Annotated in this window: 13 protein-coding genes and 1 tRNA gene; 6 read left to right on the top strand and 8 right to left on the bottom strand. The window is 49.0% G+C overall.

What is annotated here, in order from left to right; genetic code table 11:
- The first annotated feature begins 42 nt into the window (after positions 1-42).
- The 4 genes from DWX32_RS15330 (at position 43) to DWX32_RS20915 (ending at position 2821) form a co-directional block, all read left to right on the top strand.
- The gene (locus tag DWX32_RS15330) at positions 43-708 is read left to right on the top strand and encodes an acyltransferase (RefSeq protein WP_055228579.1); all 666 of its coding nucleotides are present in this window, start codon (positions 43-45) and stop codon (positions 706-708) included.
- Between the two features lie 224 nt (positions 709-932).
- Positions 933-1625: an iron-sulfur cluster assembly scaffold protein gene (locus tag DWX32_RS15325; RefSeq protein ID WP_022463018.1), complete on the top strand. Its 693-nt coding sequence runs from the start codon at positions 933-935 to the stop codon at positions 1623-1625.
- 25 nt (positions 1626-1650) lie between these two features.
- Positions 1651-2661, top strand: coding sequence for a GGGtGRT protein (locus DWX32_RS15320; RefSeq protein ID WP_022463017.1), 1011 nt, complete (start codon positions 1651-1653; stop codon positions 2659-2661).
- Positions 2662-2728: 67 nt separating this feature from the next.
- Positions 2729-2821 (top strand): DUF6783 domain-containing protein, encoded by a 93-nt coding sequence (locus tag DWX32_RS20915; protein WP_369123061.1) that lies wholly within the window; start codon positions 2729-2731, stop codon positions 2819-2821.
- A gap of 66 nt (positions 2822-2887) precedes the next feature.
- On the opposite strand, the gene asd is transcribed toward DWX32_RS20915, so the two are convergent.
- The 7 genes from asd to DWX32_RS15285 form a co-directional block, all read right to left on the bottom strand.
- Positions 2888-3973: an aspartate-semialdehyde dehydrogenase gene (gene asd / locus DWX32_RS15315; protein WP_022463016.1), complete on the bottom strand. Its 1086-nt coding sequence runs from the start codon at positions 3971-3973 to the stop codon at positions 2888-2890.
- Positions 3974-4060: 87 nt separating this feature from the next.
- The gene (gene argH / locus DWX32_RS15310) at positions 4061-5440 is read right to left on the bottom strand and encodes an argininosuccinate lyase (RefSeq protein WP_118660497.1); all 1380 of its coding nucleotides are present in this window, start codon (positions 5438-5440) and stop codon (positions 4061-4063) included.
- A gap of 193 nt (positions 5441-5633) precedes the next feature.
- Positions 5634-6527: a recombinase family protein gene (locus tag DWX32_RS15305; protein ID WP_147398226.1), complete on the bottom strand. Its 894-nt coding sequence runs from the start codon at positions 6525-6527 to the stop codon at positions 5634-5636.
- 71 nt (positions 6528-6598) lie between these two features.
- A complete protein-coding gene (locus DWX32_RS15300; protein ID WP_117510217.1) occupies positions 6599-7537 on the bottom strand; it encodes a DNA/RNA non-specific endonuclease in 939 nt (312 codons plus the stop codon).
- The gene (locus tag DWX32_RS15295; protein ID WP_022463012.1) at positions 7534-7830 is read right to left on the bottom strand and encodes a hypothetical protein; all 297 of its coding nucleotides are present in this window, start codon (positions 7828-7830) and stop codon (positions 7534-7536) included. The genes DWX32_RS15300 and DWX32_RS15295 overlap by 4 nt, the downstream gene beginning before the upstream one ends.
- Positions 7831-7846: 16 nt before the next feature.
- Positions 7847-8692 carry an ABC transporter permease gene (locus tag DWX32_RS15290; RefSeq protein WP_022463011.1) on the bottom strand — a complete coding sequence of 282 codons (846 nt, stop codon included), beginning with the start codon at positions 8690-8692 and terminating at the stop codon, positions 7847-7849.
- Complete coding sequence (locus tag DWX32_RS15285; protein WP_117510218.1) at positions 8685-9455, bottom strand: ABC transporter ATP-binding protein; 771 nt, start codon at positions 9453-9455, stop codon at positions 8685-8687. Before DWX32_RS15285 ends, DWX32_RS15290 begins: the two co-directional genes overlap by 8 nt.
- Before the next feature lie 110 nt (positions 9456-9565).
- Between DWX32_RS15285 and DWX32_RS15280 the strand changes: the two genes are divergently transcribed.
- Positions 9566-10213 carry an epoxyqueuosine reductase QueH gene (locus DWX32_RS15280; protein WP_117761585.1) on the top strand — a complete coding sequence of 216 codons (648 nt, stop codon included), beginning with the start codon at positions 9566-9568 and terminating at the stop codon, positions 10211-10213.
- Between the two features lie 192 nt (positions 10214-10405).
- On the opposite strand, the gene DWX32_RS15270 is transcribed toward DWX32_RS15280, so the two are convergent.
- A tRNA-Thr gene (locus DWX32_RS15270) sits at positions 10406-10478 on the bottom strand.
- Between the two features lie 311 nt (positions 10479-10789).
- Between DWX32_RS15270 and DWX32_RS15265 the strand changes: the two genes are divergently transcribed.
- The gene (locus tag DWX32_RS15265; RefSeq protein WP_118660491.1) at positions 10790-12190 is read left to right on the top strand and encodes a citrate/2-methylcitrate synthase; all 1401 of its coding nucleotides are present in this window, start codon (positions 10790-10792) and stop codon (positions 12188-12190) included.
- Positions 12191-12245 lie beyond the last annotated feature (55 nt).

Here is a 12245-nt window from a genome sequence, read left to right as displayed (position 1 = left end):
GTAAGATAAACAGGAACTAAAACAAGAAAGGATGAATCACGCATGAAAGATGCAACCATTTCTGAACTTTATGATTTAACCCAGACCATTGCCGCAAAAATCTTTGAAGGCAAAACGTATCCATGGGAAGTGCTTCCGCTCATTAAAGATTTTATTCTTGAACTCGGCGAAACACTCGATCCGGCAGAATACGAAAAACGCGGCGAAAATGTCTGGATCGCAAAAGATGCCGTGATCGCACCGACCGCTTCCATTAACGGCCCATGCATCATTGGAAAAGGCGCTGAGATCCGTCAGTGTGCCTTTATCCGCGGAAACGCCATCGTCGGCGAAGGCGCTGTCGTTGGAAACTCCACCGAACTGAAAAATGTCATTCTCTTTAATAAAGTACAGGTTCCGCATTACAACTATGTCGGCGACTCTGTTCTTGGATACAAAGCCCATATGGGTGCCGGTTCCATTACTTCCAATGTAAAATCCGATAAGAAGCTCGTTGTTGTCAAAGGCGCAGATGAACAGATCGAAACCGGACTGAAAAAATTCGGTGCGATGCTCGGCGATGAAGTTGAGGTCGGCTGTAACAGCGTATTGAACCCGGGAACGGTTGTCGGAAGAAATTCCAACATTTATCCACTCTCCTGTGTTCGCGGTGTGATCCCGTCAGGTCATATTTTTAAGAATGCGAAAGAAATTGTCAAAAAAATCTGATAATTAAAAAAATTCTCTTTTATCGAGAGAAAACCAAACCGATTGATTTAAAAGACCGCCGGAAATTTTATCGTTTTCCGGTGGTCTTTGCAATTTTTTATCAAAATATGCTGGACGAATGACCAATTTTGTGAGACAATAACCATAGGTCTGTGAACAGGCTGGAAACAGTCCGTTCGAAAGACAAAAGCTCAAATAAGTACATATTTGAAAGGAGTTTAACAATGACTTATTCACACGAAGTAGAAATGATGTGTCCGGTTGCCCAGGGCGTGCATCACGGTGCAGCTCCGATTCCGGAGGAAGCAAAATGGGTAAAAGCAAAAGAAATCAAAGACATTTCCGGATTCACTCACGGTATTGGCTGGTGCGCACCGCAGCAGGGTACCTGCAAACTGACTCTGAACGTAAAAGAGGGCGTTATCCAGGAAGCTCTCGTTGAGACCATCGGATGTTCAGGAATGACTCATTCTGCAGCTATGGCATCTGAGATTCTGCCAGGACTTACCATCCTTGAGGCACTGAATACTGACCTTGTGTGTGATGCTATCAATACTGCTATGAGAGAGCTCTTCCTGCAGATCGTTTACGGAAGAAGCCAGAGTGCATTCTCCGAGGACGGACTGGTTGTAGGCGCAGGCCTGGAAGACCTTGGTAAAGGACTTCGTTCCCAGGTTGGTACCATGTACGGAACTCTTGCAAAAGGACCTCGTTACCTGGAGATGACCGACGGTTATGTAACAGGTATCGCTCTGGATGCAGATGATGAGATTATCGGTTACAAATTCATCAACTTCGGAAAGATGATGGACTTCATCAAAGCCGGCGATGATGCAAACACAGCTTTCGAAAAAGCAAGCGGACAGTACGGACGTGTTGCTGATGCTGTTAAGATCGTTGACCCGAGAAAAGAGTAATCAGATAATTTAGGAGGATAGGAAAATGGCTTTATTTGAATCATATGAAAGAAGAGAGAAACAGATTCTGGCTAAGCTTGCTGAGTACGGAATCAACTCCATCGAAGAAGCTGCAGAAGTTACAAAAGCTGCTGGCCTTGATGTATACAAAATGATCGAAGGCATTCAGCCAATCTGCTTCGAGAATGCAAAATGGGCTTACACTGTAGGCGCAGCAATCGCAATCAAAAAAGGATGCCGCAAAGCTTCTGAAGCTGCTGCAGCAATCGGTGAGGGACTTCAGTCCTTCTGTATCCCGGGTTCTGTAGCAGATCAGCGTAAAGTTGGTCTTGGCCATGGTAACCTTGGTAAAATGCTTCTGGAAGAGGACACCGAGTGCTTCGCATTCCTGGCTGGACATGAGTCCTTCGCAGCTGCTGAGGGTGCTATCGGTATCGCTGAAAAAGCAAACAAAGTACGTCAGAAACCTCTGCGTGTTATCCTGAACGGTCTTGGAAAAGACGCTGCTCAGATCATCGCTCGTATCAACGGCTTTACTTATGTAGAGACTGAGTATGACTACTACACCGGAGAACTGAAAGAAGTATTCAGAAAAGCATACTCCGATGGACCGCGTGCGAAAGTTAACTGCTACGGCGCTAACGACGTTCGCGAAGGCGTTGCTATCATGTGGAAAGAGAACGTTGACGTTTCCATCACCGGAAACTCCACCAACCCGACTCGTTTCCAGCATCCAGTTGCAGGTACCTACAAAAAAGAGCGTATCGAAGCTGGTAAAAAATACTTCTCCGTTGCTTCCGGCGGTGGTACAGGACGTACTCTTCACCCGGACAACATGGCAGCAGGTCCTGCTTCCTACGGTATGACCGATACTATGGGACGTATGCATTCTGACGCTCAGTTTGCAGGTTCTTCTTCTGTACCGGCTCACGTAGAAATGATGGGTCTGATCGGCGCAGGAAACAACCCAATGGTTGGTATGACTGTTGCTGTAGCTGTTGCTGTTGAAGAGGCAGCAAAAGCTGGCAAATTCTAAGATTAGCCAAACTTTGCGTAAATAAAATTATTTGAGCAAAAAAGAAGCGCCGCGGGAATTTTCCCGTATGGCGCTTCTTTTTTGCTGCTTTCGATATCCTGCAAAGTTGGGCGTGCAGATTGCAGGAACGATGTTTCAAACACATGCTATATTCTTTTGATCCATGCACAAAAAACGCCTCTGAACCCAAAACGTTTCAGAGGCGTTTTTTATATCATTCTAAGCATTATTTTGCAGCGATAAACTTCTTTGCAACCAGTGTCTCTGCACAAAGTACTGCTCCGCCTGCTGCGCCGCGGACCGTGTTGTGGGACAGACCTACGAATTTCCAGTCGTAGATGGAATCCTCTCTTAAACGGCCTACGTTGATTCCCATACCGTTCTCGTAGTTGACATCCAGTGTTACCTGCGGACGGTTATCTTCTGTCATGTAACGGATGAACTGTTTCGGTGCGCTTGGCAGATTCAGCTCCTGCGGAAGGCCTTTGAAGTTCTCCAGTTTTTCGATCAGCTGCTCTTTCGTCGGTTTCTTGCGGAATTTTACGAAAACAGCTGCGGTGTGTCCGTTTAATACCGGAACACGGATACACTGACAGGTGATCTTCGGCTCAGTTGCTTTTACGATCACGCCGTTTTCAATTTTACCCCAGATACGAAGCGGCTCCTGCTCGCTCTTCTCTTCTTCTCCGCCGATGAACGGGATGATGTTGCCTTCCATCTCCGGCCAGTCTTTGAAGGTTTTTCCTGCTCCGGAAATTGCCTGGTATGTGGTTGCAACCACTTCATATGGCTCGAACTCTTTCCATGCCGTTAATACCGGTGCATAGCTCTGGATTGAACAGTTCGGTTTTACAGCGATAAAGCCTCTCTTGGTTCCCAGACGTTTTTTCTGAAACTCGATAACATCGAAGTGCTCCGGGTTGATTTCCGGAACTACCATCGGAACATCCGGTGTCCAGCGGTGTGCGCTGTTGTTGGAAACAACCGGTGTCTCGGTCTTTGCATATGCTTCTTCAATCGCTTTGATCTCATCTTTCGACATATCAACAGCGGAAAATACAAAATCTACGGTAGATGCCACATGCTCTACATCATTTACATTCATCACAACGAGCTTTTTCACTGCTTCCGGCATTGGAGTATCCATTTTCCAGCGTCCGCCGACTGCTTCCTCATATGTTTTTCCGGCACTTCTCGGACTTGCTGCCAGGGTCACAACTTCAAACCACGGATGGTTCTCCAGCAGAGAAATAAATCTCTGTCCTACCATACCGGTTGCTCCTAAAATTCCTACTCTCAATTTCTGCTCCATTGGTTTCATCTCCTTGTTCTTCTGTGGCGTACATTTGTGCGTCTCATGTCATACTATACCAATTTTTTCAAAATTGCAACTGTTTTTTCAATTTTCCTGTAAATATTTTTTATTCTGCTCGATGACAGCCTGCATCGCATCTGCTCCCGGCGCGCCGATCGTATTGCGTCGCTCCACGCAGTTTTTCATGCTGATCGCATCGTAAATGTCATCTTCGAATACCGGGCTGATCGCTTTGTACTCTTCGAGTTTCATATCATCAAGGGAGATTCCTTTGTCAATGCAGTACAGAACGAGACGGCCGACAATGCCATGTGCATCGCGGAACGGAACGCCTTTTCCAACAAGGTAATCAGCTGCGTCCGTTGCATTCGTGAAACCGTTCTTTGCACTGTTCTCCATGCGGTCTTTTTTGAAGCGCATGGTAGAAAGCATGCCATTGAACAGAGCCAGGCATCCTTTTACGGTGTCGATGGCATCGAAGGTCAGCTCTTTATCCTCCTGCATATCTTTGTTGTACGCCAGCGGGATTCCCTTCATAGTGGTGAGCATTGACATCAGAGCTGCGTAAACGCGGCCTGTTTTTCCTCGAACAAGCTCTGCGATATCCGGATTCTTTTTCTGCGGCATGATACTGCTTCCGGTGCTGTATGCGTCGTCGATGTCCACAAACTGATACTCATTGGTATTCCAGATGATGATCTCCTCGGAGAAGCGGGAAAGATGCATCATAATCGTAGAAAGAGCACTGAGGAGCTCAATGACATAGTCACGGTCGGATACGGAATCCATGCTGTTTAAGGTCGGGCCGTCAAAGCCGAGCAGCTCTGCTGTGTAAGCGCGGTCCAACGGATACGTCGTTCCAGCCAGCGCACCGGAACCGAGCGGACAGTAATTCATTCTCTTGTAGATGTCTGCAAGGCGGCCTCTGTCGCGGCGGAACATTTCAAAATATGCGCCCATGTGATGTGCCAGTGTGATCGGCTGTGCTTTCTGCAGATGGGTGAATCCCGGCATATAGGTGTGAATGTTCTCTTCCATGATTTTTTCGAGTGTTACCAGCACCTCTTTGACGAGTGCATCAATCTCGGTGATCTCATCGCGGACATAAAGTTTCATATCGAGGGCTACCTGGTCATTGCGGCTTCTTCCGGTGTGCAGCTTCTTTCCGGCGTCTCCGATGCGGTCGATCAGGTTTGCCTCCACGAAGCTGTGGATATCCTCATATTCGCTGGTGATTTCCAGTTTTCCGCTCTCTACGTCGGCAAGAATCCCCTCCAGTCCTGCAAGAATCTGGTCTCTCTCGTCTTCTGTCAGAATGCCCTGTTTTGCCAGCATCTTTACATGTGCCATGCTGCCTTTGATGTCCTGTTTATAGAATTTCTGATCAAAGCTGATGGATGCATTAAAATTATACACTAACTTGTCGGTCTCTTTTGTGAACCGTCCGCCCCATAACTGTGCCATTTTCATTCCTCTTTTCCTGTAAGTTTTTTAAATTATCATGCATTATTATACAAGCATCCAACCTTCCTTTGCAAGTCAAATCACCTACTTTCCCGAATTTCGGCGTTTTGTGTAGTTTTTTTCCAGCCGGCCCAAGATGCCGTACAATCCTGCCGCAACGAGGCAGAGGATCAGGATGGACAGGATTACCCAGTCAAGTCTGAACAGATTTGCCCACCTTTTTGCGGCAGAGACGCTCGTCAGCCGCCCGATTTGCCGCTATCCAGAGCTCTTCAGAGACGATAGCAGGAATTTTCCCCGCATAGACGTACTGCCCGCCCGGCGGTGTAGGGAGCGTTTTTCCGGTATTAAAATCGTAATGCTTCCTGTTCATGACTACGGTGCCTTTATTCATAGGATTCCGCACCATGCGGATAATGTCTGTTCCAGAGAATGGTTTTCCGGCGCGGCTGCGGACGCCCTCCGCTGCCAGAACCGCCGCAATTTTCCGTCCGCCGAGACCGTCTGCACAGAGTTCGTACATACGGCGCTTCACTGCGGCCTCCTCCGGGATGATCTCAATCGCTCCGTCTGCCGTCCGCCGGTAACCATAACTTTTTGAGGTCAGCACCGGCTTTCCATTATTCTGCTGCCGTTTCTGGTGCGCCAGATTCATCTTCTTGCTCAGCTCCCGGCTGTACTCCTCCGCCAGAATCGCCTTAATGCCGGTCAGAAGCGCGTCTTCCGGCGAATAGAATGTGTTCTCCAGATAAAAATACAGCCGCTTTCCGGCGCAGTTTAAGCGGTCTGCGAACAGATACCAGTCCCGCGTGTTCCGCATCAGGCGGTCCTGCGACTTGATTACGACGACATCAAACCGGTTCTGCTCGAGATCCTCGTACAGGCGGTTATATTCCCATCTGCCCTTCCGGCTCGTACCGGAGCGGCTCTCCACGTAGGCATCCACAAGCCTCCATCCTCTTGCCCGGATTGCCTCTTCCGCCTCCGCCGCCTGTCTTACCAGCGCATCCTTCTGATTTTCCTCCTCGGTGCTGCACCTTGCATAATAAACCGCACGCAGCTTCTCCTCTTCCATCTCCTGTCTCACTTTCCAGATGCTTCTCTTTACTATATAGAAAAAAGGACCGGAAAGTTCCGACCCTCTTTTTGTAATTTCTTTTACGGATTGCACCGTCCGCACGGCTCATAGCCTTCGGCGATCAGGTCCTCGCGCGGTCCCTGATATGTCGCCTTGTTTTCATCCTTAATCGAGCTGACGCTGGAGCATGACGGCAGGTGGAATTTCATGCTGGATGTGTTCATGACATATTCCTGCTGATCCGTCATCGTTCCGCTGCTTTCGCTTAACGTGCTGTCTCCCGTTGCATAATTAATTGAGATGCCCGGCTGATTGTTGTATGCGAAGATATGGAAGGAAATGCCCTCGCCGTCATCTTCCATGGAAAGTGCCTCCATCTCCACACCGTCCGCTACAAGGTTGTCCCCGGTAAAAATTGGTGTAACGCGGTACAGCACATGGTTTCCGGTCTCTTTGACGTAGTCGGCAACCATGTTTTCAAACGGCAGCATGCCCTCGACATTCAGATAACGTGTTCCAGTGATCAGATTCTTCTCGTTTGCATTCTCACCGGTCAGCTGGTATCCGATCAGATGGCAGCGGTTGTACAGATATTTACCTTCCACCTGATCATATTTTACCGTATGCCAGCCCGTCGGCTTTACCTGGCCGATCGCGCCGCGCTTCTCCGTCGGCATCAGATCCTGGCCAATATTCGCCTCTGCCACGCCGCACCGTCCCAGGCTGTCCAGATCGCTGTAATGCTCGTACGACTCGGTCGTCTTTTCCTCATCGGTAAAATCCGGCTCATTTCCGTTTAAAACGACATACGGTTCACCGGAAAACTCCGGAACATCAAGAACTGAAACGGCCGTCGGTGCCTGATCGGTAATCTGGGATTCCGTCATCGTATAAGCGGCCGTAACCTCCGAACCGGAATCTGCTCTCTCCGTCGAGAGAAGATCCTGCGCCTCACAGCCGGTCAGTGTCAGAGCAAGAAGCGCCGCCAGCAGCAGAAGCTGTTTTCTTAGTTTTTTCATTTCTCATATACCTCTTTCGTTATTTTCTCATGGGAATAGCCTGCAAACTCCTCCTCGGACACTTTATTCCATTTGGAAAGATCCAGGTCGAATTTCCGGTCAGACGGATAATGCCGGTTCCACCAGAAAACGATGATTTTCTCTATCTTCGCTTCCACAGCCTGCAGTCCCGTATTCTCCACAAAGCAGTATTCTCCTTCGCCTGCCTGCTCCAGAAAATCTGCCGCCGCCTGAAGTGTTACCTTCCCACTCTCCTTCTGCTCCGCGAACAGCTTTTCCGAAGCCGGATTCATCCAGAGCGTTTTCCCCTCACACAGTTCGCAGATTTTTTCCGTTACCACGCGGTCCCGCGAAACGCGTCGTCCGCCAAACTGCATTCCTCTTCGTTCTTCCAGACATACGATTCCAATCATCTGTCATCCTCCCTTCTCTTGCGTGTGCATATCTGAACACCTGACTGCCGTAGATAATCAGATAGCCAAGCCCCTCTCTTGCCCCGATAAACTCTCCGATTACAACACCGACGAGGCACAGGCCGATGTTGACCTTCCACACGGCGAGCAGCCCCGGAAACGACCACGGCAGCACGACGCGGAACAGCATATCCTTCTTCGTTCCGCCGAGTGTTGCAATCAGGCGGAGCATATCCGGCTCCACACTCTGAAAACTGCTGTAAATGCTGATCACCGAGCCGAATATCGCAACGGAAATGCCGGCCGTGATGATCGTTTTCACGTTTGCCCCCATCCACACAATGAGAAGCGGGGCGAGCGCCGATTTCGGCAGGCTGTTCAGGACTACCAGGTACGGCTCCATCACCGCAGAAAAGCGCGGAAAGAGCCACAAAAGCACAGCGAACGCCATGCCAAGTGCCGAGACAAGCAGAAAGCTGATTCCCGTCTCATACACCGTGATCCCGATATGGCGCAGAAGGTTCTGCTCCGTCAGCAGGGTCACGAACGTTTTTCCCACCCGCACAGGGCTGGAAAAGATAAACGGATCAATCCATCTCAGATCCGCCGCCACCTCCCATAATACCAGAAAACTGACGAGAAGCAAAGCCCGAAACACCCGCACCTGCTCCCGTTCTCTTTTTTTCTGCCGGAGATACGCCCTCTGAAAGCTGCTCTCCGGCGTTTTTGCCTGCTCACGCATTTTCATTCAGCTCCTTCCAGATGGCATTGAAATACGTTTTAAATTCCGGCGCACTGCGCGCTTTCATCGGCGTGCGCTCCTCCATCGCAAACCGGATCGGAATCTTTTTTTTCACATATGCCGGCCGTGCCGCCAGAACAATCACACGGTCCGCCATACTGATGGCCTCCGAAATATCGTGTGTCACGAGAATTGCTGTCTTTCCCTCTTTTTTGATGATCTTTCCGATATCATCACAGACGTTCAGCCTCGTCTGGTAGTCGAGAGCGGAGAACGGCTCGTCAAGCAGCAGAAGATCCGGCTCCATCGCCAGTGTACGGATCAGTGCCGCCCTCTGCCGCATACCGCCGGAAAGTTCGGACGGACGGGCATTGGAAAAGGATTTCAGGCCGTATGTCTCCATCATCTCCCCGACTTTTTCTTTCCGCTCGGGTGTCAGCGTGCGCGAAATCTCAAGGCCCAGCAGAACGTTGCTGTAGATGGTCCGCCATTCAAACAGGTGGTCTCTCTGCAGCATGTAGCCGATATGGAGATCCGCCTCCGTGATCGGCCGTCCGCGGCTCAGCAGAGTTCCCGCCTCCGGCTTTAAAAGACCGGAAATCAAGTTCAGGATCGTGCTCTTTCCGCAGCCGCTCGGTCCGACAAGAGCAACAAATTCCCCCGTTTTTACCGAAAAGGTCAGATCGCACAGCGCCGGTGTTTCTCCTTTCATGGTGTGATAGGACAGTGATATATGCTCTAATGACAGGATTTGATCATCCATTTTTTTGCATCCTCCTCTATCTATAAGATATCATATGCAGCTTGCATCCCAGCCGCGCTGAGGCTATAATAGAAAGGATTGAAAGATACCAGGAGGTTTGAAGATACATTATGGCCAATAAAAGAAATTACCAGAAGGAGCTGGATGCGAAGATTGCAGGACTTCACGGTGAAGTTCCGACCTTGCTGCTGCACAGCTGCTGTGCGCCGTGCAGCAGTTACGTGCTGGAATATCTGTCGCAGTATTTTTCCATTACGCTCTTTTACTATAATCCCAACATCTATCCGCCGACGGAGTACGAGCACCGCGTGGAGGAACAGCAGCGTCTGATCCATTCTCTTCCCGCCGTGCATCCGATTTCCTTCTGCCCCGGCCCGTACGATTCTGACCGGTTCTATAAACTGACACGCGGGATGGAAAATGTGCCAGAGGGCGGCGAGCGCTGTTTTGTCTGCTATGAAATGCGGCTCCGCGAAGCGGCCGAAATGGCAAAGCAGCTCAAACTCGACTATTTTACAACAACCCTCTCCATCAGCCCGCTGAAAAACGCGGAAAAGCTGAATGAAATCGGAGAACGGCTTGCCGCCGAATACGGGATCCCATATCTCAATTCAGATTTCAAGAAACGGGGCGGCTACCAGCGTTCCATCGAACTTTCCCATGAATACGGCCTCTACCGCCAGGACTACTGCGGCTGCGTCTTTTCCCGCCGGGAACGCGACGCACGGGTGGCAGCACAGGAAAATGGCAACAGCTGATGTGCTCTTTGAAGTGTCCGGCCAAAAGCTCCGTCAGGATATGCTGTACGAACTGATTTTCCTGAAACTTGTAACAGCAAACGCCCTTTGCAGCAGATCTTTTTCCTGCAAAGGGCGTTCGTATTTATGTCATATTTCTCATGATACCAGAAAACCCGCAGAACCTTACGTCCTGCGGGTTTCTAAAGAATAAGCCGAAAATCAGATTCGAACTGACGACCCCTTCATTACGAGTGAAGTGCTCTACCGGCTGAGCTATTTCGGCCTGTGAAATTCATTTCCTGAATGACACAATCATTATTATACCGTATTTTTTTGAAATTGCAAGCATTTTTTTGAAATTTATGAATCTTTTTCTAAAATTTGTTCCGCCCCACTGATTTCCCGCCGTTTCCATCCCTGTTGTTTTCACCTCCCTGTCGCAAATTTTATGCATAAACTTTGTCCTTACTTTCAAAAATTAAGGAAAACCATCCCTTTTCCTTATAAAAATTAATGTATTTTGAAAGAAAAGCATTGACAACCGCCAAAAAAGTAAGTATAGTTTTTAACTAAAGGAAGAAAGGGGCTGTTGTCATGACCATGCAATACGATAATCTGGAAGACAAGCTCAGTCAGCTTGTAGAGTATACGAAAGATTCCGGAAAGATTGATTTATCTTTATACACTGAGTACGATGTAAAACGGGGACTGCGTGATTCCACTGGTAAAGGTGTTCTCACCGGCCTGACCGAAATTTCCGATGTTATCGGCTTCGATATTGATGAGCGCACCGGCGAAAAAGTTCCGACCGATGGCCGTCTCTATTTTCAGGGCTATAACGTCGCAGATCTGATCAAAGGTATGGAAGGACGACGCTTCGGTTTTGAAGAGATTACCTATCTTCTTCTGTTCGGTTCTCTTCCGACAGAACCGCAGTTAAATGATTTCAACGAAATTTTAAGTATCTACCGCGAGCTGCCGGACACTTTTGTCCGCGACGTTGTCATGAAGGCAACCAGCAAAAACATGATGAATACTCTGCAGCGCTGTGTGCTGACCCTGTATTCCTACGACGAAAAGCCGGATGACATTTCCATTCCGAACGTCCTCCGCCAGGCTTTGAGTCTGATCGCCAAAATGCCGCTGATCGCCGTTTACGGCTACCATGCATACCGCCACTACCACGAAAACCAGAACCTGATCATCCGAAATCCGAAACCGGAGCTGTCGATGGCTGAAAACATTCTGCAGATGCTTCACCCGGATGGAGATTACACTGCTCTGGAGGCAAAGGTTCTCGATGTTGCGTTAATTCTTCATGCAGACCACGGCGGCGGAAATAACTCAACATTTACGACACACGTTGTCTCCTCCTCCGGAACCGATACCTACTCTGCTGTTGCGGCTTCTTTAAGTTCCTTAAAAGGACCGCGCCACGGCGGTGCCAACTTGAAGGTTATGGAGATGTTTGAAAATATTGAAGAGAATGTTACAAACTGGGAAGACGAAAACGAACTGCGCACCTACCTGACCAAAATGCTTGATCGTGAAGCATTCGATGGAACGGGTCTTGTCTATGGTATGGGCCATGCTGTTTATACCCTGTCCGATCCACGTTGTGTGATTCTGAAAGAATATGCAAAGAAGCTTTCCGCTGAGAAGCACCGCGAGAAAGAATTTGCTCTCTATGAGTCTGTAGAACGCATTGCCGGCGAGTGTATCGCCCAAAAGCGCCGTCTGCTCAAACCAGTCTGTGCAAATGTTGATTTCTACAGCGGTTTCGTCTACGCAATGCTTGGCCTTCCAAAAGAGCTCTACACCCCGATCTTTGCTATCTCCCGTATCTCCGGCTGGTCCGCACACCGGATCGAAGAGCTTGTCAACGAAGGAAAGATCATCCGTCCGGCTTATAAATATGTCGGTCATCATCGTCCGTACGTTGCCATTGAAAGAAGAACCCCAAGAAAGACTTCCCACAGTTTTTCAAATAACTAAAAAATTATGCGAAAAGGACACCTGCCCCGTACCGTTCTGGTATCGGGCAGGTGTC

The organism is Blautia sp. AF19-13LB (assembly GCF_003479105.1).
GTDB lineage: Bacteria > Bacillota > Clostridia > Lachnospirales > Lachnospiraceae > Fusicatenibacter > Fusicatenibacter saccharivorans.
The sequence above is the reverse complement of the archived record's forward strand: the minus strand, read 5'-3'. Positions and strand labels throughout refer to the sequence as shown.

Coding starts and splice junctions, on each gene's coding strand:
- DWX32_RS15330 (WP_055228579.1), top strand. CDS start 43: ATGAAAGATGCAACCATTTCTGAACTTTATGATTTAACCCAGACCATT.
- DWX32_RS15325 (WP_022463018.1), top strand. CDS start 933: ATGACTTATTCACACGAAGTAGAAATGATGTGTCCGGTTGCCCAGGGC.
- DWX32_RS15320 (WP_022463017.1), top strand. CDS start 1,651: ATGGCTTTATTTGAATCATATGAAAGAAGAGAGAAACAGATTCTGGCT.
- DWX32_RS20915 (WP_369123061.1), top strand. CDS start 2,729: ATGGCGCTTCTTTTTTGCTGCTTTCGATATCCTGCAAAGTTGGGCGTG.
- asd (WP_022463016.1), bottom strand. CDS start 3,973: ATGGAGCAGAAATTGAGAGTAGGAATTTTAGGAGCAACCGGTATGGTA.
- argH (WP_118660497.1), bottom strand. CDS start 5,440: ATGGCACAGTTATGGGGCGGACGGTTCACAAAAGAGACCGACAAGTTA.
- DWX32_RS15300 (WP_117510217.1), bottom strand. CDS start 7,537: ATGAAAAAACTAAGAAAACAGCTTCTGCTGCTGGCGGCGCTTCTTGCT.
- DWX32_RS15295 (WP_022463012.1), bottom strand. CDS start 7,830: ATGAATCCGGCTTCGGAAAAGCTGTTCGCGGAGCAGAAGGAGAGTGGG.
- DWX32_RS15290 (WP_022463011.1), bottom strand. CDS start 8,692: ATGCGTGAGCAGGCAAAAACGCCGGAGAGCAGCTTTCAGAGGGCGTAT.
- DWX32_RS15285 (WP_117510218.1), bottom strand. CDS start 9,455: ATGGATGATCAAATCCTGTCATTAGAGCATATATCACTGTCCTATCAC.
- DWX32_RS15280 (WP_117761585.1), top strand. CDS start 9,566: ATGGCCAATAAAAGAAATTACCAGAAGGAGCTGGATGCGAAGATTGCA.
- DWX32_RS15265 (WP_118660491.1), top strand. CDS start 10,790: ATGACCATGCAATACGATAATCTGGAAGACAAGCTCAGTCAGCTTGTA.